This is a genomic window from Aeribacillus sp. FSL M8-0235 (assembly GCF_038000355.1).
Lineage (GTDB): Bacteria > Bacillota > Bacilli > Bacillales > Aeribacillaceae > Aeribacillus > Aeribacillus composti.
Genome location: NZ_JBBOBW010000001.1, coordinates 564141 through 585975, shown reverse-complemented (window position 1 = coordinate 585975; position 21835 = coordinate 564141). Strand labels below are relative to the sequence as shown.

Genomic DNA, 21835 nt, shown 5'->3' with positions numbered 1-21835 from the left:
GGATAACTAAAGGTGATTATACCAATAGTTATCCACTTTTTTTATCGAAAATATAATCATTATGTAGTGTTATGTGGATAACTTTTGTATATCCAATAATATGTAATATATGTTATACTATTAGTGCTATGTATATTCGAATTAATAAGCAAAAAAATAAAAATGGTTCTGTTCGTCAATATCTACAAATATGTCGTACATTTCGTGTAGACAATAAAGTTCGGCAACAAACGCTTTGTAATCTAGGGAGGTTAGAACATTTATTAGAGAATGGCTCTGTCGATAACATAATCGAGGGATTAGCCAAATTTTCAGAGCGTTACTTTGACCGAATTCACGGGCAAGGCTCTTCCTCTTCTGTCTCCGTGCTTTGGACAAAAGAGTTTGGGCCGGTTTATCTGTTCCGAAAGGTATGGGAAAAGTTAGGGCTTGGTCGGCTATTACGTAAAATCATGGATGATTCCGAGGCTGCTTCTCAGTATGACGAAGCCATTTTTGCCATGGTGTTAGGTAAAACTTATAAAAATCAGGTTGCTTAACCATGCCCTTCATCAGCTTTCCGCATTGTAGTGGCTAGAATGGAAGCCGTCAAGGAAAGCGCTTGACCTCTTCCATTCTACCCACTTAGTGGTCTGCAAGCTGACGAAGGAGCTACTCTAGATTGAGTATCAATCTCGCTAACTTATTGCCGGAATTGTGTGAACATCACAGAATATGGTGATGAGACATTTTATTTAGGTGGATGGCCTAAAAATTTACAAGAAATTTTTGGGATGAAACCGATTGAAACAGACAGCCTCTATCCAAAGGACCGGAATTACGTTTTATACCATGATAAAAAGTATGAGTTGAGGGATTATGCCACAGTCCTGGAATTATATACTGCAAAGAGTGAAGGAATTTATTTGCAAGATTTTTATGCCAATACACCCGCAATAACCAGCCATCAATATCAAGCTGGTAAAGCTTATTTCATAGGTGCGAGATTAGAACGACAATTTCAGACTGATTTTTATAATAATTTAATGGAGGAATTGTCGCTAAAACCCGCCTGTCCTGTTCAGCATGGCAAAGGTGTATCTGTCCAAGTAAGGCATGACAATGAAAATGACTATATCTTTGTAATGAATTTTACGGAGGAAGCACAATCCGTTACGTTTCATTCAACGGTCAAGGATATGATAACCGGCAAGGAATTAATAGGTGAAGTGACCTTAGAAAAATATGAGGTAAAAATTGTAGAAAAAACGAGAACGAATTAGCTGTTTTGCACACAATCTCATGAGCGGGAGAAAAACCTCCTGCTTATGAGAGTTTTATAATCTGTTGGCAACAATCAATGTCTTTTTTATATAATAATGAAAGTTTTAAAGTTCAGTTTATTGAAAGCGGTTTCACAAGCTATCGTATTCGGTTAATGACAATCCTTTAGAAACTTGAATAGAGTAATTGGTTTTTTCAGGAGAATAACGGGTTGACCTATAGATATGCCCTATATTTCCAAATCTATAAAACGAACAATCAACCTCATTAACTATAAAATTTTTACGAAAATACGAACTATTTCCTTTACTCTCAACAATTTTGTATTACTATCTTTTTCAATTGGTGATATAATGTTCAAAAAATATTTCCTTTTCAAATTTTTTTTCGAGGCGATGAAGGGATGAAAGTAAAAGATGCATTAAAAATTGGCGAATTAGCTTCAGGAAAGATCGTTGCTGGTGAAAAGGGGATTTTCCGGAAAATAGAAACCGTTGAAGTCATGGAAGTACCGGAAGTATTGAATTGGGCAACTCCCGGTATGTTAGTATTAACAACCTTTTATTCAATAAAAGACGATCCGGATAAACAAATTCAAGTTGTAAAGGATTTGATATCGATTGGGGCGGCTGGTTTAGTTATAAAAGTCGGAAGATTTATTGATACGCTTCCGGAAGAAATGATTGCCATTACCAATCAACATGACTTTCCCATCATCTCTTTGCCTAAAAACATTTCCTATATAAACGTGTTAACACCACTTTATGAATGTTTATATAAAGAGAAGTATTTTGGACAGGGTCGTTCGGAAAATCCTTTGTCAAAATTTGGAGCAATGGAAATCGATTCGGTTCAAGAAGCGCTTGATGTGCTATCAAAGATGTTAAATGGATCCGTTTATATAGAAGATAACGAAGGAAGACTTCTATATTCTGCAAAAAACTTTACATCCGATGGATGGAGAAAGTCAACGGCACTTTTTTCACTGCCAACCTATCAGCGGTATGATGAAATGTTGGAGGAGTGGACAACTAAATTTTCACACACGAAAAATATTTTATTTAGTATAGAAGGATATCGAAAGCAAATGATTATCCCGCTTACTTATAAAAACCGCGTATTTGCCGTTGTCCACATTCACTGTATCAATTCTTTAATCACGGATCCTGTCTTTCAAAATCATTTAGAAGAAGTGGGGAACAAGCTAAAAGATGTATTATTGAAAGAACAGTTGTATAATCAGAGAAAACGTCTAAACGATTATGAACAAATGAATGGGTTTCTGAAGGGTTTTGACCATTTGGATCAGGCAAACGAAAAGAATAATGTCATTATTCACTTTTATTCGGACAGTTTAAACATCCCGTATTCCAATCCGTCTTTGATTGACTATGAAGGTTTAATTCGAAATAAGTTAATGGATTTCATTGAGCAATTGCAAATTCATAAAAGTCAAGTGTTTATCTTTATGAAAAACAGAAAATTTTATGCGCTCCTAACAGGTATTGAAGAGAATTATAGTGAAATGGTCCAACGGTGGAAAAACCAAATAGAGGCGTACAATAAATTGGATCCTTTAAGGGGATTATATGTCTCGATTAGTCCTTATTTTGGAAAAGGAGCCAACCTCGATACGGTCGTGCAATCTGTTACAAAAATCATCGAAGTCGGTTCGAATGTAAAAAAGGGAGAATATGTTTACACATATAATGAAATGGGAATTTATCAGTTTTTACTAAATTTAATTGATGACCCGTTTGCGAAACAATACGCACTGAACTTTTTGGCGCCATTGCTGGAAGATAAAAAGAATGATTTATTAAAAACATTGGAAGTTTATTTACAGGAAAATGGCAATGTTTCAAAGTCGGCAGAAATTCTGTTTATTCATCGGCGTACGATGACCTATCGATTGAAAAAAATTGAACAATTACTAAATATAGATTTAAACAATTCGGAAAATCGTTTTATTTTAATATTTTGCTTAAAAATCATGAAAATAGCTTAAGAGAGGCGAAATAAATGGTTCGTCTCTCTTTTTTGATTCATCACCACATTTTGTGATTTAACCCAAAAAATAAGGAAAACACTCACGAATTCCTGGCAATAATGTTAGCGTCACTTAACATAACAGGAGGTTCTAAAGTGTTTTCCGTATCACTAGATTTGCCAGAATTTGAAGTTGTTAAACAAGTGTTTCTTGAAGATTGCAGTTTGTTACATGTTGAGAAAAATACTACAGAAGAACGCTGTTCTTACTGCGGTTTTTTTTCTAGTCATGCCCATGACTGGCGGACAAGAAAGGTTCGTGACTTGTCCGTATTAGGTAAGCCCCTTTTCTTGTTTGTCAGAGTGTATAGATACCGTTGTCACAACTGTAATGAGGGATTTTCACAAACATTTGAATGTATCCGTCCTAATAAGCATCAGACCAATCGGTACAGAGAATATCTGTACGAAATGTGCATTGGCTCTACTATCCAAGAAGTGAGTCGAAAGGAAAAAATACCTTATACAACCGTTGAAAGAATATTTTATTCCGTTGCTAAAGAAAAAGAGAAGGAGCATTTAGAAACTCTTGAAAGTGTTTTAGAAAACAATGAATTAATCCTTAGCCTTGATGAGATCGCTGTCCGAAAGGGTCACCGATATGAAACAGTTCTTATGGATACCCAATCCGGGAGTGTGCTTGGTATGGAACATCAACGGAGTTATCGTTCAACTCAGATCTTACTTGCCAAGAAGATTCTGTCTGATAAATGCGTTCATACCGTTGTTATGGATATGTGGGATCCCTTCCATAAAGCTGTTAAATCTATATTCCCAGAGGCCTGTATCGTCATTGATAAATATCATGTGGTGCAAAAGGTGACACATGCACTTGACCAAGTTAGAAAGAAAACTCCTGGACTAAAAAAGGGACGGTTTAAACTCTTGAAAGGTTCTGAAAAGTTAACGGCTAATGAAAAACAACAATTAGACGAGATGCTCAAAGAGCATTCAGAATTGTCATATGCCTATTTTCTAAAAGAACTCTTTAGAGAAATATACCAAGTGAATGACTATGATACAGCTGATTCACTCTTAGAAGAATGGATTCAACTCGCATGGAGCAGCCCATTTCCTTCATTTCATCAAGTTGCCAAGACGATAGAAAATTGGAAGGCACAAATTTTACAATATTTTCTTACCCCTTTTACGAATGGCCGGATTGAAGGTACAAACCATAAGAGTAAGAACATCAAAAGACGTGCTTTTGGCTTCAGAAACCTTGAAAGATTTCGGCTACGTGTATTTTTGGAATGTACAGGTAAAACTTATAAAAATCAGGTTGCTTAACCATGCCCTTCATCAGCTTTCCGCATTGTAGTTGGTAGAATGGAATCCGTCAAGGAAAGCACTTGACCGCTTCCATTCTACCCACTTAGTGGTCTGCAAGCTGACGAAGGAGCTACTCTAGATTGAGTATCAATCTCGCTAACTTATTGCCGGAATTGTGTGAACATCACAGAATATGGTGATGAGACGAAATAAAAATATGATTATTTTCATTCATATTCACCTCAAAAAATGATTATAAGTTTTTCCTTGAATAGATTCGGATTGATATAATCATTGAAATTAATCCCATTAAAACAGCTATAGCAAAAGGTATCCAATCCTTTATAGATTGAGGTATTGGTAAGTTAAAATTGATATTAATATCAATAGATTGATACCATTCAATAATAGTTGGCAGTATAAATGGAGTTAAAAAGACCGTAATAAAAAAGATATATTTTGTTTTTTCATACCCAAATTTAGTTTGAACAGGAATTAATAAACCGAAAAAAATAGAAATAATAAGAAGAGCTACTCCTACACTATAAATACTTAACCGTGTTAACCCATATGATGCACCAATTGCTGCAGCAAGATTATATAAAAGAAAGCACGCAATAAAAATGACGAGAATAAATACGTATTTTGCTTTAATAACACCATTTCGAGTATATGGAGTTGTACAAAGAAGGGCTGCCCCTTTATATTTATCCTCTTGAAACGAAATCATATTAAACAAAATATATTCCACAAATAAAACAGTAGTAAGAAAACTTATAAAGCTGCCGTTACTTAATCCTAATTTTGAATTGTTAAATATAGGTGCTACAATTGCAAAAATAAGCATAACCAATAGATACTTTTTTGCTAAAATTAAATCTTTTTTAACGAGATGAAGCAACAATTTTATCTCTCCTTTACATAAGCCAACATTACATCTTCAATGGAGGGTCTTTCTATAATAATATCTTTCATTTGCTCACATACTTGATCTACTTTATTGGTAATTCCTTCGAATCCAAATGGTGTTTGACGTAATCTTAAAAATAATTTAGTCGAGTGTTCATTTATTAAACGATTATCCCCTTTTATCAAAGCGTGTCTTTCTAATAGTTCGTCTTTACTTTCATTGAATACGATTTTGCCATTGTCGATTAAAATAAGCATATCAGCTACTTTCTCTAAATCAGACGTAATATGAGTAGAAAAGAAAACACTTTTCCCCTCTTCCTCCATGAAATCTAAAAGTATTTCCATTAACTCATTACGAATTAATGGATCAAGCCCACTTGTTGGTTCATCCATTATTAATAAATCCGCATGGTGAGATAGAGCTAAAGTAATAGCAAATTTCATACGCATACCTTTCGATAAAGTGGCAATTTTCTGGTTTAATTTTAAATTGAAACGATTTATGTAGTTTAAGAAAACAGATTCATCCCAATTCGTATATGCTGGGGCAATAATACTCTTCATTTCTTTCAATGTCATCTCTTCATAAAAATAGCCTTCGTCTAAAACTACACCAATGCGATTTTTTATTTCGCATTCATTTTTTTCCATATCTTTACCAAAAAATTTAATGCTACCGTCATCTTTGGGATAAAGTCCAAGAATGGTTTTAATTGTTGTTGTTTTCCCAGAACCATTTACACCGATGAATCCTGTTATGCAGCCTTCCTTTAGTGAAAAAGTTAATTGTTCTAAGCTGAAACTACCTAACTCTTTTTTTAAGTTATTTACCTCTAAAACGGCTTTCATCATTCATCATCCTCTTCAAAAATGATATCCATCATTGAGTAAAGTTCTTCTTTATTTATTCCAAGAGTTCTAGCCATTTGCCACACTTCTGAGAGCTTTTTTTCCACCAGATGCCTTTTAGATTCCAATAACATTTCCATGTTTTCAGACGCTACAAATGACCCCTTTCCTACAATAGTTATAATAAAGCCTTCTTTCTCTAACTCTTCATATACTCTTTTCGTTGTAAGAACACTAACATGCAAATCATTTGCTAGTGAACGAATGGAAGGTAGTTTTTCTCCTTCTTTTAATTCTTGACGGAGAATGGCACCCTTAATTTGATCTTTTATTTGTTGGTATAAAGGTTGTTCGGAACTGTTTTTAAGTATTATTTTCATAGAAAAACCTCTTTTAACTGTATATGTATTACATATACACCATATACATAATATACAATATTTACAATTAAATTTTAATTAAAAATTTTTGAAATATCAAGGTATTTACAAATTTACGTTTCATGCAGTCGGACAAAATTTTGTTGCAGGAGTTATATCAGTTGGAACAATTGCCGGCATTACAACAGTTATATTTGTTTATCTTTACGCAACAGTACGCGTTCTGTTCTCTATTCGTGAGTTTTATCGGAGCGAACCTTACGCGTTTTTTACTTTTTTGGGGTTAGGGGTAGTTCTTGCTGCAGGAAGTGATTTTTGATTTGATGGCTTTTCTGCAAAGAATGGATTTAAACTTCTCCCTCTCCTTTTCTTTCCTATCAAAAATATAACAATAGTGATAGAACAAAAAATCCCGCTCCCTTTGGTAAAAATAATAGGAGCGGGATAGATATCAGTGTTAAAAAATAGTTGTTTAATTTTTAAAGGAAATACCTCAATGATACGAAAAACAATAAAAAGTCCTTGGAAATTAAAACCATAAGCACGCAATCGAGTAGGAGGGAGCGATTAACTCCCGTCCTCTCACACCACCGTACGTACGGTTCCGTATACGGCGGTTCAATTAAGATAATTGACGCAAGTCTTTATAACTTCCGTGAATAGCTGTTCTCTTTATGCCAGTGGTCACTCCACCCTCCAAGAGATCTCCCACGGGATTCACCGCTTCCTCCCTCAAGTGAGGTACTACGTTTTCTGTGTTCATCATGACTCACTGAATGCCAAGGGCTATTCTCTCTTAATTGTTCGGTCCTTCTTAGTTGTTCTAGACCAACTAATACTATGACCTCTGCTGACTTCTGACTGTTCAGCTATCTATCACTAGATAGGTTACCAAGGTTACTTGGCGTGCCAGCCAGACCTCCCCGGGTAAGAGTGTAATCTTTCCTTCCATCCATCTGCTTCATTTACTCTGTATCACCTTCGGCAGAAAGGGCTTTGTTTTGTCTTGCAAACTCACCCAGTGATACCTAGCCTCATATGAAGTTCGTGTTCCTCAGACCGGAAGTTTGCCGCTCGCTTCCTTCAGATTCCGCGTCACCACGGACACCCTTGCGTTAAGCTAACTGCTACTTCTGCCTTCGCAGCTCGGGACTTTCACCCTATAGATTACACCCATGCCGGGCGCACAAACAAAGCTCCCCTATCAAAAGATAGGAGAGGATATATTTAGTAATGAAACAAAGAAATTAACGATATATCTTGAAATTAGATGAAAATATTCCTTCATTATGCATTATGTGGTTCTACTTTAAAAATATTTTTATAAAACTCTTTCATTTCCGTAAAAATAGTAGGTTGAGCGATTCATTTCTAGAATCTCCAATACTTTTGTAATCGGATATCCTTTCTCGCTCCACTGCTCGGCTACTTCCAATTTTTCAGTAAGTGAGGGTTCTTCTTTTTTATCAAATCACGCAAAATCGCGATTTCTAAATCTTTTTCCCCTAATAGCTTCTTGAGCTGTTCATTTTCTTCCTCCAGCCTTTTGATTTCAGCTGAAGAGGAATGGGTAACTGTTTCTTGTCCTAGCTGTCCTTCTTCGTATGCCTTCACCCATCTTTGCACGAGATTCGGGCTAAGCTCGTATCTTCTAGCTACCAATGCTTTATTTCCAACTTCTAATGCTTCTTTCACTACTTGTAGCTTAAATTCCTTCGAATGTTTTCTTCGTTTCATGTACATCAAAAGTCCCCTTCATTGGTCACTTCGATTATAAAAAACACCTTATCGAGTGTCCAAATTCATTAGGGGGCTAATGAGAATGTAACTTTAGATGTTTTTGGTGATATTATTGACATTTTCTATCACGATTTCGCTATTTGGATATTTCTTACAATTGCTTTTTCGTTTTTTATTTTTAAAACATTTCCTTGTCATTGAATAACCATAGCCTAGATCCCCTTATACAATAATATCCATTCCTTATCTATAGATTTACGTATCTTCTTATCTCTCTCAATTTTTTCTTTTATATAAGAAATAACGATTGGAACCATGCGAAGAATTTGTGACCAATTAAGTGCAAGGGGATTCATATGGTAAATCAACCCTGTTTTTATAAAATTTCCAGATAAAGCAATAGAGTGACCCAGCATTAACAAAGATGCTAGCTTTGCTTTTGGAAAGTGGGTTTCTGGATCATCAGAAAACATTTTTGAAGCGTACCAGTATAAACGGATAATAATATCAACTGATGCTGGTACAATGCCCGTAGTTAAAAAATGACGAAAATCATATCCATGCTTGTACATATAGCGAGCAACATCGGTCCAACTAACCTTTTCACCAGAAGGACCAAGTACAAATGGAGATTTAGCTTTAATAAGCTGAACAAGTGTGAAAAACGGCGGTTGAATCCCTGCCTTTGTAAAAATATCAGAAAGTAAATGAAGAAATACTTTAATGATTGCGATGAAAAAATTACTTTCCGGTGAGTATCCATTATTTTTAGCAACAATAAGATTTCCATACTTATCTACAAATGTCCCGGTTCCTTTCATAACATCAATAACTCCAAAAATAAAACCAAGAATGGGATCGTGCCCAAAACTCATAAGTCGATGAAAATGTGGATTTAAACCGGCAACTTCTTGATCAAGAGAAACGTCAGTTGAAGCATCAAAGACCACTTTCGCTTTCTTTTCCAAATCCTCAAAAAATGATTTGTGAATTTCTGAAGATTTCTCCTTAATCCACTTTGTGATTGGAGAACCTTCTTGCATATTACCTAAAAAGTTAGTATCAGTTGGAATTTTCACTAAAAAAATATCAAGAAGGGTTGCAACAAGCCCAGCAATCAAAACAATAAGGTAGTCAGATTTTGTCCATTCGATATTTCCGAAATTTTTTAAGTAATCATCTTGACTCTGTTTTAATTCATTTTGGCTGATAATTTGTAATAAAGGATCTCGTTTTAAATCGATGCCGGCATCACTCAACCGTTGATCAGCCAGTTGTAATAAACGATTGAAATCATTATTAAAATCCGTAGATTCAATTTTTCGGTACGTTTTTACAGGGATATGTATACTTTTCACACTAGGTGATGTAGACGTTTCGAATTTATTGAAATCGACACCTAATGCTTCTAGGCGTTGTCTTATACTAGATAATTCATCTTGAATTATATTTGCTTCTATATTAATTCGTTGTTCACGAGATAAATAATCTTGCAAATCGACTTCAACTTCGGAAAATAACCGTCTCAAATCAAGAAGTTCAAGTCTCTGGTATGCTACAATACGCTCATATTTGTTAAATTTCAAATTGCTCTTTCCTTTCTTCTAAAGAATTAAGTGCAGCTTTAAATATCTCAAGCTCACGTTTCAATTTTTCAAGCAGTTCTTCATTCCGATTGGATTGACTCATGTATTGTTCCAATTTATTTGCAAGTTCATTAATATCTTCTATAAGTATATTTATTGCTTTTTGATGTGTTTTTAATATGTCTTGGATTAGCTTTTCACGTTTGTTCCGTAACTCACGTTCGTTCTTGCCAAGTATCCAACGAACTCCTTTGTAAGCCATGACTCCTAAAATGACAACTGTCCCAATTCCAGTAATCATTGAACTGAGACCTAACAATCCACCAAATCCAAGCGCCGCTAAGCCTGAAGTAATGCCAGCTGCACTTAATCCAACAACGCTTCCAGAAAAATATACAGCTGCAATGGGAACCCCTACTGCTGCGGCTTTTGAAGCTAAATCTTTAGTCCTCTTTTCAAATTCACTTATGGAAATCTCACCTTTAAGAAATTTTTCGTCGTTATCTATAGATTTAATAACAAGTGCTAGAATTTCTTCAGCCTTTTCAGGATAAAACTTTTCAGCTGTAATTATTAGATTGTTATCCAAACGAGGGTTATAATTTGCTGCTTTTATTAAACGTGCTAAATCTTTAATAATTGAAAATTTCATTGCTTCTTGTTCTTCACTATTTAACGTTTGCATCTCACTCATCAAACAATGAAGTACATCAACAAAAGATACGTTTGAATCATTGCTCAGAAAAGCACGAAGGTCATGCCGTGATTCAGAACTCAGTCCAATTTGGGACATAAATAAATATAAATCAGAAAGTTGCTTTGGATGTAATTCTCCCTGTTCTTTTATGAAGGCTATTAACACGCGCGTGTATACTTTTTTCGTTTTTTCATCTAGCACTTCTAGAGTTTTTATTTTTTCTTTTGTCACTGTGTTGCCCTCCTAGCGAATAATTATAATCATAGTTAAAGAATTGAGTAGAAAATACAGATGTTTTTTAGATTTATAAACAGGCTTTTGATAATTAAAAATTTGCAGGTATATTTTACTATAATTTTTTAGGATAAAATCTACAAAAAAACGATAAATTTCGACAAAATTACTTTTAAATAACGATGTGTATATTTATTCTTATTTATAGTTCTTCAACATTTTTTCTATCGTTTCTCTCATTTCATTCCGAAATTCTTCAGGTTTTAACACTTCTAAATATTGCGCTTGGCTTAAAAGCCACATTTTAATGCCACGGCCGTAAACTTCTGCTTCAATTGTGACGGATTGTTCATCTTTTGCAATAATCTTTGCAGTCGGTAATCGATCTAAAATAGCTTGTAAGGAAGGTCCCCAAAAACGGAACGTAATTTTCATTAGTTCACCTGCATACATAAACTGGACTCGCTTTCGAAATTCTCCTTCTTCAAATCGATTTTTATAGTCAACTTTAAAACGCTCATCAGTAATACAGTAATCGACAATTCGATCCATTCGATAAATTGTCGGAAAACTAAAATCGTAGTCTATGAGAAACGCTACTAAATAAAAATAATATTCAGAGAAAACGATTCCAACAGGCTTGAGCTTTCTTTTAACAGGAGAATCATTTCCTTCCTTTTGATAATCGATAATTGTCACTCGCTTCGTTCGTACCGCATAACTTAAATCCCAAATCATGTTTATCAGCGATTGATTATGTTGCACCGGGACATAATGAAAGCGCTCGTTGCGAATCACTTCTTGGATAAATCGTCGATTTTCAGGCTGTGATTGCAAAATGAGTTTATCCAATAACTGATCCATTTCTGCTTTTTGAAATGCCCTGCTTTCCAGTAATACTTTTGCTAAAACGAGTATTTCTTCATTCGTTAACCAAATGTTTTCATTTCGTCTTAATACGTAGCCATTTTTCTTCCGATCATATTCTAATACCATTGATGCTTCAAAATTATTGGCGATGTATGTACGCAATTCATCAATATCACGCTGAATTGTTTTTTCATTCACACCAAAACGAACCGCTTCTTCCTTTTTCGAAATCGTATCTCCTTGGCAAAGACGTTCATATAATGACAAAATTCGAAGCGATTTTGATTGTTGCTCGTCCATGAAAATCCTCCATTCCGACAAAAAATTTCAATTTTAGAAACTAAATATATGTTACTATATGGAATTAAACACAAAAAAGATGTAATAAGGTACAATGCATAAAATTAGGGTACAGAAATAATGGAATAAAAATCCTTTAAATAAAAACTTTTACTTCGGAATGGTTTCTGATTAGTCATTTTTTCATCCTCAATTTAGTAATATTGAGTGATAACACTATTACATTATCATCAAGACATGGACAGTATTTGTACTTTAAGAAAAAAAGATTCATCACCACATTTTGTGATTTAACCCAAAAAATAAGGAAAACACTCACGAATTCCTGGCAATAATGTTAGCGTGACTTAACATAACAGGAGGTTCTAAAGTGTTTTCCGTATCACTAGATTTGCCAGAATTTGAAGTTGTTAAACAAGTGTTTCTTGAAGATTGCAGTTTGTTACATGTTGAGAAAAATACTACAGAAGAACGCTGTTCTTACTGCGGTTTTTTTTCTAGTCATGCCCATGACTGGCGGACAAGAAAGGTTCGTGACTTGTCCGTATTAGGTAAGCCCCTTTTCTTGTTTGTCAGAGTGTATAGATACCGTTGTCACAACTGTAATGAGGTATTTTCACAAACATTTGAATCTATCTGTCCTAATAAGCATCAGACCAATCGGTACAGAGAATATCTGTACGAAATGTGCATTGGCTCTACTATCCAAGAAGTGAGTCGAAAGGAAAAAATACCTTATACAACCGTTGAAAGAATATTTTATTCCGTTGCTAAAGAAAAAGAGAAGGAGCATTTAGAAACTCTTGAAAGTGTTTTAGAAAACGATGCATTAATCCTTAGCCTTGATGAGATCGCTGTCCGAAAGGGTCACCGATATGAAACAGTTCTTATGGATACCCAAACCGGGAGTGTGCTTGGTATGGAACATCAACGGAGTTATCATTCAACTCAGATCTTACTTGCCAAGAAGATTCTGTCTAATAAATGTGTTCATACCGTTGTTATGGATATGTGGGATCCCTTCCATAAAGCTGTTAAATCTATATTCCCAGAGGCCTGTATCGTCATTGATAAATATCATGTGGTGCAAAAGGTGACACATGCACTTGACCAAGTTAGAAAGAAAACTCCTGGACTAAAAAAGGGACGGTTTAAACTCTTGAAAGGTTCTGAAAAGTTAACGGCTAATGAAAAACAACAATTAGACGAGATGCTCAAAGAGCATTCAGAATTGTCATATGCCTATTTTCTAAAAGAACTCTTTAGAGAAATATACCAAGTGAATGACTATGATACAGCTGATTCACTCTTAGAAGAATGGATTCAACTCGCATGGAGCAGCCCATTTCCTTCATTTCATCAAGTTGCCAAGACGATAGAAAATTGGAAGGCACAAATTTTACAATATTTTCTTACCCCTTTTACGAATGGCCGGATTGAAGGTACAAACCATAAGAGTAAGAACATCAAAAGACGTGCTTTTGGCTTCAGAAACCTTGAAAGATTTCGGCTACGTGTATTTTTGGAATGTACAGGTAAAACTTATAAAAATCAGGTTGCTTAACCATGCCCTTCATCAGCTTTCCGCATTGTAGTTGGTAGAATGGAAGCCGTCAAGGAAAGCACTTGACCGCTTCCATTCTACCCACTTAGTGGTCTGCAAGCTGACGAAGGAGCTACTCTAGATTGAGTATCAATCTTGCTAACTTATTGCCGGAATTGTGTGAACATCACAGAATATGGTGATGAGACTCTTTTTTTATCAAATAGATCATTTGCGTAAAGATCAACAATGCACAATATGGATAATTCAGAAAGAAAATGATTTCACTCTTTTTGCATTTATAGAAATAGTTGAAAAATTTATAATGGTGAAAAATCCGATAGAGGTGGTTCAATTGTTAGGGATTATTCGTGTTTTAACAACTGATGATGAAAAAATTTTAAATGAACACGGGAAGAAATTGAAAGAATATTTTTCCATAGAATCGGTCACACGCTGTATTCCATCGCAACCTAATGGAATATACGATGATGAATCGGAGAAAAAAGCCATACCCAAAATCGTTGAGTTAGCTAAAGAATTGGCGGAAAAACCGAACATTGATGCCATTACCATTAGTTGTGCTGCAGATCCAGGCTTGGATGAAGCAAGAAATGAAATTGATTTGCCGGTTTTAGGTGCTGGGGGTTGTGGGGCGCATGCTGCAAGTATGGTAGGAAACCGTATTGGCATCATTGGCATTACCGACGCACCTCCAGCACGAATGAAAGAGGAATTGGGAAGGAAATTCCATTCCTACTCCTATCATCCTTCTCTTAGAAAAACAACCGATTTATTCGCTTCCACGGCAAAAGATGAATTATTAGAAGTAGTAAAGGATGTCATCAACTCTGGCGCCGATTGTATCCTGTTTGCTTGTACAGGTTTTTCCACTATTGGACTTAAAGATTATTTAAACGGAAAAATTTCTGTACCTGTTATCGATTTAGTGGAGGCGCAAGGGATTGGTTATCAATTAATTAAAAAGGGGTCATAAAGATGCAAAATAGGACATTCAATTTAACCTTTTTTATTTTTTCTGTTCTTATTTCTATTTTTGGCGCCATTATCGGGATGCAACTAATTACAACGCTCGGTATTACGCCAAATACATCCATTATTGGCGCATTAATCGCCATGTTATTTGCGAGAATTCCAATTAAAATCTTTGAACAATTTAAGTCGTTGGAAAATCAAAATTTAGTTCAGACATCCATTTCAGCTGCCACTTTTGGGGCTGCCAATAGTTTATTAATACCAATTGGACTTCCATTTGTAATGGGCTTGCCGGACCTTATTATCCCAATGTTAATCGGAGCCGGATTGGCGCTTTTAACCGATGCCCTTATCCTTTATAAAGTTTTCGATACGAAACTTTTCGGGGCAAACGAAGTATGGCCTCCAGGTGTTGCCACGGCCGAAGCTTTAAAAGCCGGTGATGAAGGCGGCAAAAAGGCAAAATATCTTGGATTGGGGATTCTTGGCGGATTAGTTGGATCCCACTTCGGCATTTCCATGTCGGCCTTTGGTGTTGCATTCATCGGGAATTTTTGGGCTTTGAGCATGTTCGGTATTGGTTTATTACTTAACGGATACTCGCAACCGTTGTTTGGCTTGAATTTAGGAGACTATTATATCCCACATGGCATGATGATCGGCGCAGGTCTCGTTGCTCTTATTCAGTTTATCATTACTTTTACGAAAACGAGAAAACAAGGTGGAAAAGTTACAGACACAAGCGGATACGAATATACCCGCGGTGCTGACGATATTAAAAAAGGTTTTGGTTTTGGATTCCTGCTTTACTTAGGAATCGCTATTCTAATTGCCGTCATGGGCGGGCTCATTACTGAAATGCCATTTGGTCAATTGATTCTTTTCATTATATTTGCTGCTTTTGCTGCATTAGTGCATGAAATTATAGTCGGGATTGCGGCTATGCACTCCGGTTGGTTCCCGGCATTTGCGGTAACACTTATTTCATTGTTAATCGGCATGATACTCGGCTTCCCGCCAGTTGCATTAGCATTGCTGACCGGTTTTACAGCAGCAACAGGACCTGCTTTTGCAGATTTTGGATATGATTTGAAATCCGGCAACATCATTCGGACTGGCGTTTCCGTTGAACAAGAATTATATGGACGGAAAATACAATTGAAAAGTGCATTTATCGGGTTCATTATCGCAATTGTGATGGTTGCCCTATTTTCCAAGAACTTTTTTGGACAAGGCTTAGTTCCGCCGGTTGATCATGTATATGCATCCACCATTAAGTCTGGATTAAGCGGGAATGTTGGTCTTATGTTGCTCTTATGGGCCATTCCCGGGGTGATTATTCAGCTGATTGGCGGTACGGAAAGACAATTGGGCATTATGCTGGCTACTGGGTTGCTTATTATGAATCCTTTAGCAGGATGGGCTGTTATTGTCGGTTTAATAATTCGCGTTCTTGTTATCAAATTTATAGGATCTGAAGCTGAAAATAAGATGTATACGACCGCAGCTGGATTTATTGCCGGCGATGCATTATATAGTTTCTTCTCATCCGTGTTTAAAGCGAAATAATGAGGTGATAGAATGGCTAGAAAAACATTAACGATGGAAGATGCGAAAAAAGCCGTTTACGGCGGCTGTATTCTCGGCGGGGGAGGCGGAGGCTGGATTCATGACGGTCTCCAAAAAGCCGAGTCTACTTTTTCCATTGGCCAGCCGGAATTAGTTTCAATTGATGAATTACAGGGCGGCGATTATGTAGTCAATGTTTCATTAGTAGGGGCTCCATCTTCTAAGGAAGCTTCTGTTAGTTCCGACCAGTTTGTTGAGACTGTAAACCGGATGCTAAAGGAGTTTCACCATCCTATTAAAGCGCTTATGACAAATGAAAATGGGGCAGCAACAACGATAAATGGCTGGCTGCAGGCAGCGGCAACCGGGCTGCCGGTTATTGATGCGCCAAGCAACGGACGCGCCCATCCAACAGGGGCGATGGGCTCCATGAATTTGTCTGAAGTTGACGGTTATGTTTCGATCCAGTCATTTGCCGGCGGAAAAGGGAAAAGACAAGTGGAAGGTGTCGTAAAATCATCCCTGGAATCAGCCGGTAAAATTGTCAGAAGTATTTCAGTAGAAGCGGGCGGAATGGTTGCCGTTTGCCGAAATCCGGTAACTGTTGATTATGTAAAAGAAAATGCAGCAGTAGGCGGCATTACTCAAGCAATTGAACTCGGCGAAGTCTTTTTGTCAGCACCGGAGGGACCGGAAAGAATTGAAGCCGTTGCGTCCCATTTAAAAGGGCGTGTTATTCATTCCGGAACGGTTAGTTATTGCGAGCTTGAAGAAAAAGGCGGTTTTGATGTAGGGTTTGTAAAAGTTGATGACTTGGAATTAACATTTTGGAATGAGTACATGACAGTCGAAGTCAATGGCCAGAGAAAAGGGACATTTCCTGATTTAATTATGACTTTCAATGCCGAAACAGGAATGCCGGTTGTCAGTGCTGAGGTGAAAGAGGGACTGAAAGTAGCCGTCATTTCCGTTCCAAAAGAGAATTTGAAATTAAGCTCAACCATGTATAACTACAATTTGTTAAAAACCATTGAACCTGTTATTAACAAAAAAATTGTATAAGGAGAGAGTAGGATGTCTTTAAAATATACAATGGAAGTTTTGGAATTACTAGATGATGCTTCAGTTAATGGAGAAGCGGTTGTCCGCTTATTTGAAGGAAAAAAATATGTGGAAGCAAGCTACACAACAGTAACTGGTGAAAATGGGTCAACAGATTTTGTCAAAATATTAATTAAAGGGACAAATGGGAAATCGAGCGGCGGACATGCTCCGACATTGGGTGTTGTCGGAAGACTTGGCGGTTTGGGCGCACGTCCAAATCGGATTGGATTTGTTTCCGACGGTGATGGAGCAGCCGCGGCTGTAACAATAGCTTTAAAACTTGCAATCATGTCCGAAAAAGGGGACCGGTTGCCCGGTGATGTTTATGTAACGACACATATTTGTCCGGATGCGCCTACACGGCCGCATGAACCTGTAGATTTTATGGATTCTCCTGTTGATATATTAACAATGAATCGATATGAAGTAGTCCCGGAAATGGACGCCGTTTTATCGATTGATACAACGAAAGGAAATAAAGTGATAAACCACCGTGGTATTGCGATTTCTCCAACAGTCAAATCAGGATATATTTTAAAATTCAATGATGATTTACTGCGAATTATGGAAATGACAACGGGTGATTTACCAGTCACGTTTGCTGTCACAACGCAAGATATTACGCCATACGGCAATGGCGTCTACCACTTAAATAGCATTCTTCAGCCTGCCGTTGCAACAGATGCACCGGTTGTCGGCGTCGCTATCACTGCCAAAACAGCTGTACCGGGATGCGGTACTGGTGCTAGCCATGAAGTCGATATTGCCCAAGCTGTAAGATTTTGCATTGAAGTGGCAAAAGAATATACTCAAGGCAACTTTGAATTTTATGATAAAGAAGAATATGAACGCTTAGTGAAACTCTATGGTTCCATGAAACATTTGCAAACTTTAGGGGATGAGTAATCATGGCTAAGGTTGGTGTACTAACAATCGGCCAATCCCCTCGCACAGATGCCACTCCTTCCTTTCAAAAAATTTTCGGTGCGGATGTAGAAATCGTGGAAAGAGGCGGATTGGATCGGCTAACGGAAGAAACGATGGATGCCATCAAACCTGAGGGTTCGGACACAGTTTATATTTCCCGACTCCGCAATGGTCAATCAGTCGAGATTGGAAAAAGCAAGCTGCTTCCATTATTACAGGATGAATTGACCAAATTGGAACAAGATGTGGAAGTAGTGATTATGTTATGTACCGGTGATTTTCCAACATTAGTGACAACAAAACCAATCATTTATCCGGATAAAATTTTAGTGCATACAGTTCAAGCCATTATGACGGGCGGCAGTAAATTAGGGTTAGTGGTTCCATTAGAAAAGCAGCGGCATTCATTAGCGAAAAAATGGGAGGGCGTCGGACTGGAATTGGTAACGGCAGCCGCTTCTCCTTATGAAGAAAGCGATATCGCCGGAGCGGCTGCATCCTTAAAAGAACAGGGTGCAGAGTTAATTGTGTTGGATTGTATGGGGTACAATGAAACCCATAAACTTGAAGCGAAAAAAGGGAGCGGTTTGCCGGTGATTCTTCCACGTACACTTGTGGCACGGATTGCTGCAGAATATGTCTTTTAGTTGATCCGGATCTATCCGGATCTCTTTTTAAAGTAAGAAATTACATTTTGAACTTAAATGCTGAAGTGCTTTAGCAGGAGCGAGGTTTCCATCGCCTCCGTACGATTTGGACAACATCGGATCACAAGCCCCATCGTGCCTTTTATCTCCCCGAAAAAGCATTCGCTTTTTCTTTATGCGATGCTGTTTCACCGATGTTGTTCACAGTCCTGCGGCTCTAGGCCTGGAAGCAGATCGCTTAATGGGCGCTTTCGTTTTCCTATAGCATGGAAGGATGTAATCTGAAATGCCAGTATTGGCTTTATTTGTATTAAGCCTCCTTTGGGGATCGACATTTTATTTTACAAAATTGCTTTTACCAGATTTTCATGCGGTTTCTATTGTTTTTTATCGTTGTTTATTTGGCGGTCTGGTTTTGTTGCCATTCGTTCTATTGAAAAAGAAAAAAACAGACTTTAAAAATAAGGGTGCCTTAATTGGAATTACCTTGTTAAGCGCAGGTGTTCCATGGGTATTTATGAGTTTTAGCCAAAAGGGTTTAGATACAACCATTAGTGCGGTTATCAATGCAACAGGTCCGATTTTTGGCGTTTTATTTAGTGTTTTTCTATTAAAACAGAAGGTTCATCGACAAGAACTATTAGGTGTCGCCATTGGCTTTATCGGTATAGTATTATCTTTTGTTTTTGGATTTTCTGGGCAATTTCAGGTTATGAGTGCCATATTTCTGTTAGTAGCAGTCAGTTTTTATACATTGTCTTCGATTTTGACAGGCAAGTTTTTGAGTTCGGTTTCTGTCTACACATTGTCCTTTGTTTCAATGGCTGTCGGCAGTATTTATTCCGGTATTTTTATGCTTTTATTTGATCTTGATAGCTATCAATATTTATTTAGTGGAAATAATTTTTTCTATTTTGTTATGTTAGGCGTATTTAATTCGGGTATCGGGAATCTGTTGTATTTTTATTTAATTAAATCCGGCGGCGCCATTTTTGCCTTATTTATTACCTATTTGATGCCAATTACCACGATTCTGTTAGGTGTTTTTTTATTGGATGAACCACTCGGTTTCGGTACGATCATCGCTTTCATTTTTGTTTTGGCAAGTATATATTTTACGCAAAATAAGGAGTGAAAAGGGTATGAGCAGTTTTCAAGAAACCGTTCATAATTTAATGAAAAATAATTTTTCAGTAGACAAAAATATATCTATCCTTGTTTTAACGGATAATAGTACAGAATCGTTAGGGAGAAAATTTGAAAAGGCTCTAAAAAATGATGGGTGGAAAACGAAAATTCATGTAATGGAAGATCGGAGTAAATCAGGGGAAGAACCTCCGCAGGAAACGGCAGAAAAAATGCTGGAATTTGATCTTGTCTTTTGTTTAACGAAACATTCATTGACCCATACTGCTGCAAGGAAAACGGCCAATCAACATGGAGTTAGTGTCATTACCATGCCGGGAATTACAGAAGATATGTTTTTGAATGGTGCGATGAGTGCAGATTATAGCATAGTTGAAAAAGAAACAAATGAAGTAGCGGAAAAATTAACAAAGGCAAAAATGGTTATTATTAAAACCGGCGACAGCTATGAATTAAAGATTCCTGTTGAAGGCAGAGACGGCATACCAAGTACAGGTGTTTTCCGCGGAAAAGCGGCATCCGGAAATCTTCCTTCAGGTGAGGCGTATATAGCTCCATTAGAAGAACAAGCGGTAGGAAAAATTGAGATTACAGGTTCGATTGCAGGTATAGGTTTAGTCGATGAACCTGTTGTATTAACGATTGAAAAGGGGAGGTTGGTAGATGCCACAGGTGAGACAGGTGCTCAATTGCTGGCGCTGCTCGGGGATGGAAACGGCCGTTTGTTAGGCGAGTTAGGCATCGGAACAAACTATGCAGCAAGAATCACAGGCGTTATTTTGGAAGATGAAAAAGCGTACAATACCGTCCACGTTGCATTCGGTTCCAATCACACCTTTGGCGGAATGGTTAAAGCAGATGTTCATATTGATTGTGTAACGAAAAATCCGACAGTGGAGTTTGTTTTTTAATGGAAGGAAGCAGTATACAATCCAGTAATATTAAACCATGAAATGTTTGCAGCATAAAAAAGCACGGCCATCAGCGGTATACAACCCAGTAATATTAAACCACCATTTCTCATCCTTTAGGATATGAAATGGTTTGAATTTTGCCTGTTGCGTTTAGTTGATTGCAGCTGGAATTTGTATAAGTTAAGCTAAAAAACTTGTTGGAGGCGATTAAGTCCTGAATTTTGTGTGAAAAGGAAGCGGTTTGATTTGCCGGGGGTCTTCGCACCCATTCATACACTCCCCCTTTCCTTTTTTAATGCGGGACATGCGGTAAAGGAATGCGCAGCAAAGGAATGCGGACTATGATGAAACTCGTCCAATCTTCTCCGGATGAGGCGCGGATCATGGCTAGTGCTTGTCTTTTCTTTCGATCGATTCCAATAAAGACGATGCCTTCATTTCCGCCTCCATTTATGTTTAAGGAAAATGAGGAGGGATTCCTCGTCTTCCTGTTTTTCAGAACAATAACCTGTGACCAAATCACCGATTGCTCCCATGGGATTCCCCATCTTCCTGTTTTCCAAAAGACAACAAGGATCTATTTCTAGGGGAAAAGGAGAGCCTGTCTTGTAAACTAGGCTCTCCTTTTTGATGCAGTGTTTGGCGGGGATGCGAAAATTGTCGAAATGTTGGTGGTTGAAAGAGAAGATAAAGTGTATTACAATAGCATTAACAGAACATATGTTCTTGAAATGTATGGTGGTAAAGTTTTAATTAAAACGGCTGCTGGTTGGGATGCACCAAGCAGTGCGTTTTTGGAAGGCGATGCGCTCCTTTTTGTTTGAAAACTCTGTCAAT

The 21835-nt window shown here is 37.1% G+C and carries 19 protein-coding genes and 2 pseudogenes; 13 read left to right on the top strand and 8 right to left on the bottom strand.

Translation table 11 applies throughout. The annotated features are described in order from the left end of the window. Positions 1–128: 128 nt before the first annotated feature. The 4 genes and pseudogenes from NSQ71_RS03000 to NSQ71_RS02985 all read left to right on the top strand — a co-directional run. Positions 129–515, top strand: a pseudogene (locus tag NSQ71_RS03000) (IS1634 family transposase); the annotation flags it as partial. 153 nt (positions 516–668) lie between these two features. Continuing rightward, a pseudogene (locus NSQ71_RS02995) lies at positions 669–1262 on the top strand (beta-galactosidase trimerization domain-containing protein); the annotation flags it as partial. Between the two features lie 404 nt (positions 1263–1666). Then, positions 1667–3271, top strand: a complete 1605-nt coding sequence (locus tag NSQ71_RS02990) for a PucR family transcriptional regulator (protein ID WP_340732797.1) — start codon at positions 1667–1669, stop codon at positions 3269–3271. Between the two features lie 137 nt (positions 3272–3408). After that, positions 3409–4602 carry an ISL3 family transposase gene (locus NSQ71_RS02985; protein ID WP_340732795.1) on the top strand — a complete coding sequence of 398 codons (1194 nt, stop codon included), beginning with the start codon at positions 3409–3411 and terminating at the stop codon, positions 4600–4602. A 235-nt stretch (positions 4603–4837) separates the two neighbouring features. Here NSQ71_RS02985 and NSQ71_RS02980 read toward each other — a convergent pair whose 3' ends face one another. From NSQ71_RS02980 to NSQ71_RS02945, 7 genes are all read right to left on the bottom strand, one after another. Continuing rightward, complete coding sequence (locus NSQ71_RS02980; protein ID WP_339192839.1) at positions 4838–5488, bottom strand: ABC-2 transporter permease; 651 nt, start codon at positions 5486–5488, stop codon at positions 4838–4840. Positions 5489–5490: 2 nt separating this feature from the next. Next, on the bottom strand, positions 5491–6345 hold the full coding sequence (locus NSQ71_RS02975; protein WP_066251558.1) for an ABC transporter ATP-binding protein: 855 nt from the start codon (positions 6343–6345) through the stop codon (positions 5491–5493). Next, positions 6345–6725: a GntR family transcriptional regulator gene (locus NSQ71_RS02970; protein ID WP_066251550.1), complete on the bottom strand. Its 381-nt coding sequence runs from the start codon at positions 6723–6725 to the stop codon at positions 6345–6347. Before NSQ71_RS02970 ends, NSQ71_RS02975 begins: the two co-directional genes overlap by 1 nt. A gap of 1425 nt (positions 6726–8150) precedes the next feature. Continuing rightward, positions 8151–8468 carry a transposase gene (locus NSQ71_RS02960; RefSeq protein WP_232515537.1) on the bottom strand — a complete coding sequence of 106 codons (318 nt, stop codon included), beginning with the start codon at positions 8466–8468 and terminating at the stop codon, positions 8151–8153. A 209-nt stretch (positions 8469–8677) separates the two neighbouring features. Continuing rightward, complete coding sequence (locus tag NSQ71_RS02955; RefSeq protein ID WP_094245847.1) at positions 8678–10051, bottom strand: hypothetical protein; 1374 nt, start codon at positions 10049–10051, stop codon at positions 8678–8680. Further along, the gene (locus tag NSQ71_RS02950; RefSeq protein ID WP_094245846.1) at positions 10041–10979 is read right to left on the bottom strand and encodes a hypothetical protein; all 939 of its coding nucleotides are present in this window, start codon (positions 10977–10979) and stop codon (positions 10041–10043) included. The genes NSQ71_RS02955 and NSQ71_RS02950 overlap by 11 nt, the downstream gene beginning before the upstream one ends. 201 nt (positions 10980–11180) lie before the next feature. Then, positions 11181–12152, bottom strand: a complete 972-nt coding sequence (locus NSQ71_RS02945; RefSeq protein ID WP_340732789.1) for a helix-turn-helix transcriptional regulator — start codon at positions 12150–12152, stop codon at positions 11181–11183. Positions 12153–12522: 370 nt separating this feature from the next. Here NSQ71_RS02945 and NSQ71_RS02940 point away from each other — a divergent pair, with 370 nt between their 5' ends. The 8 genes from NSQ71_RS02940 (at position 12523) to NSQ71_RS02905 (ending at position 20995) form a co-directional block, all read left to right on the top strand. Further along, positions 12523–13716, top strand: coding sequence for an ISL3 family transposase (locus tag NSQ71_RS02940; protein ID WP_340732787.1), 1194 nt, complete (start codon positions 12523–12525; stop codon positions 13714–13716). Positions 13717–14050: 334 nt separating this feature from the next. Next, on the top strand, positions 14051–14692 hold the full coding sequence (locus tag NSQ71_RS02935) for an aspartate/glutamate racemase family protein (RefSeq protein WP_339194187.1): 642 nt from the start codon (positions 14051–14053) through the stop codon (positions 14690–14692). Positions 14693–14694: 2 nt separating this feature from the next. Further along, the gene (locus NSQ71_RS02930; protein ID WP_339194185.1) at positions 14695–16260 is read left to right on the top strand and encodes an OPT/YSL family transporter; all 1566 of its coding nucleotides are present in this window, start codon (positions 14695–14697) and stop codon (positions 16258–16260) included. Between the two features lie 12 nt (positions 16261–16272). Then, a complete protein-coding gene (locus NSQ71_RS02925) occupies positions 16273–17322 on the top strand; it encodes a DUF917 domain-containing protein (RefSeq protein WP_339194184.1) in 1050 nt (349 codons plus the stop codon). Positions 17323–17334: 12 nt separating this feature from the next. After that, the gene (locus NSQ71_RS02920; protein ID WP_339194183.1) at positions 17335–18270 is read left to right on the top strand and encodes a DUF1177 domain-containing protein; all 936 of its coding nucleotides are present in this window, start codon (positions 17335–17337) and stop codon (positions 18268–18270) included. A 2-nt stretch (positions 18271–18272) separates the two neighbouring features. Then, positions 18273–18938 carry an AroM family protein gene (locus NSQ71_RS02915; RefSeq protein WP_339197875.1) on the top strand — a complete coding sequence of 222 codons (666 nt, stop codon included), beginning with the start codon at positions 18273–18275 and terminating at the stop codon, positions 18936–18938. A gap of 286 nt (positions 18939–19224) precedes the next feature. Then, a complete protein-coding gene (locus NSQ71_RS02910; protein WP_340732784.1) occupies positions 19225–20073 on the top strand; it encodes a DMT family transporter in 849 nt (282 codons plus the stop codon). Between the two features lie 7 nt (positions 20074–20080). Then, positions 20081–20995 carry an aminopeptidase gene (locus tag NSQ71_RS02905; RefSeq protein ID WP_339194180.1) on the top strand — a complete coding sequence of 305 codons (915 nt, stop codon included), beginning with the start codon at positions 20081–20083 and terminating at the stop codon, positions 20993–20995. Positions 20996–21290: 295 nt separating this feature from the next. On the opposite strand, the gene NSQ71_RS02900 is transcribed toward NSQ71_RS02905, so the two are convergent. Beyond that, positions 21291–21521 carry a hypothetical protein gene (locus tag NSQ71_RS02900; protein ID WP_339194178.1) on the bottom strand — a complete coding sequence of 77 codons (231 nt, stop codon included), beginning with the start codon at positions 21519–21521 and terminating at the stop codon, positions 21291–21293. A gap of 142 nt (positions 21522–21663) precedes the next feature. Between NSQ71_RS02900 and NSQ71_RS02895 the strand changes: the two genes are divergently transcribed. Continuing rightward, on the top strand, positions 21664–21822 hold the full coding sequence (locus NSQ71_RS02895; protein ID WP_339194177.1) for a hypothetical protein: 159 nt from the start codon (positions 21664–21666) through the stop codon (positions 21820–21822). Positions 21823–21835 lie beyond the last annotated feature (13 nt).

What these genes read in the sequence shown, in the direction of transcription:
- NSQ71_RS02990 (WP_340732797.1), top strand. Translation starts at nt 1,667, where the DNA reads ATGAAAGTAAAAGATGCATTAAAAATTGGCGAATTAGCTTCAGGAAAG.
- NSQ71_RS02975 (WP_066251558.1), bottom strand. Translation starts at nt 6,345, where the DNA reads ATGAAAGCCGTTTTAGAGGTAAATAACTTAAAAAAAGAGTTAGGTAGT.
- NSQ71_RS02970 (WP_066251550.1), bottom strand. Translation starts at nt 6,725, where the DNA reads ATGAAAATAATACTTAAAAACAGTTCCGAACAACCTTTATACCAACAA.
- NSQ71_RS02960 (WP_232515537.1), bottom strand. Translation starts at nt 8,468, where the DNA reads ATGTACATGAAACGAAGAAAACATTCGAAGGAATTTAAGCTACAAGTA.
- NSQ71_RS02945 (WP_340732789.1), bottom strand. Translation starts at nt 12,152, where the DNA reads ATGGACGAGCAACAATCAAAATCGCTTCGAATTTTGTCATTATATGAA.
- NSQ71_RS02930 (WP_339194185.1), top strand. Translation starts at nt 14,695, where the DNA reads ATGCAAAATAGGACATTCAATTTAACCTTTTTTATTTTTTCTGTTCTT.
- NSQ71_RS02925 (WP_339194184.1), top strand. Translation starts at nt 16,273, where the DNA reads ATGGCTAGAAAAACATTAACGATGGAAGATGCGAAAAAAGCCGTTTAC.
- NSQ71_RS02920 (WP_339194183.1), top strand. Translation starts at nt 17,335, where the DNA reads ATGTCTTTAAAATATACAATGGAAGTTTTGGAATTACTAGATGATGCT.
- NSQ71_RS02915 (WP_339197875.1), top strand. Translation starts at nt 18,273, where the DNA reads ATGGCTAAGGTTGGTGTACTAACAATCGGCCAATCCCCTCGCACAGAT.
- NSQ71_RS02910 (WP_340732784.1), top strand. Translation starts at nt 19,225, where the DNA reads ATGCCAGTATTGGCTTTATTTGTATTAAGCCTCCTTTGGGGATCGACA.
- NSQ71_RS02905 (WP_339194180.1), top strand. Translation starts at nt 20,081, where the DNA reads ATGAGCAGTTTTCAAGAAACCGTTCATAATTTAATGAAAAATAATTTT.
- NSQ71_RS02895 (WP_339194177.1), top strand. Translation starts at nt 21,664, where the DNA reads ATGTTGGTGGTTGAAAGAGAAGATAAAGTGTATTACAATAGCATTAAC.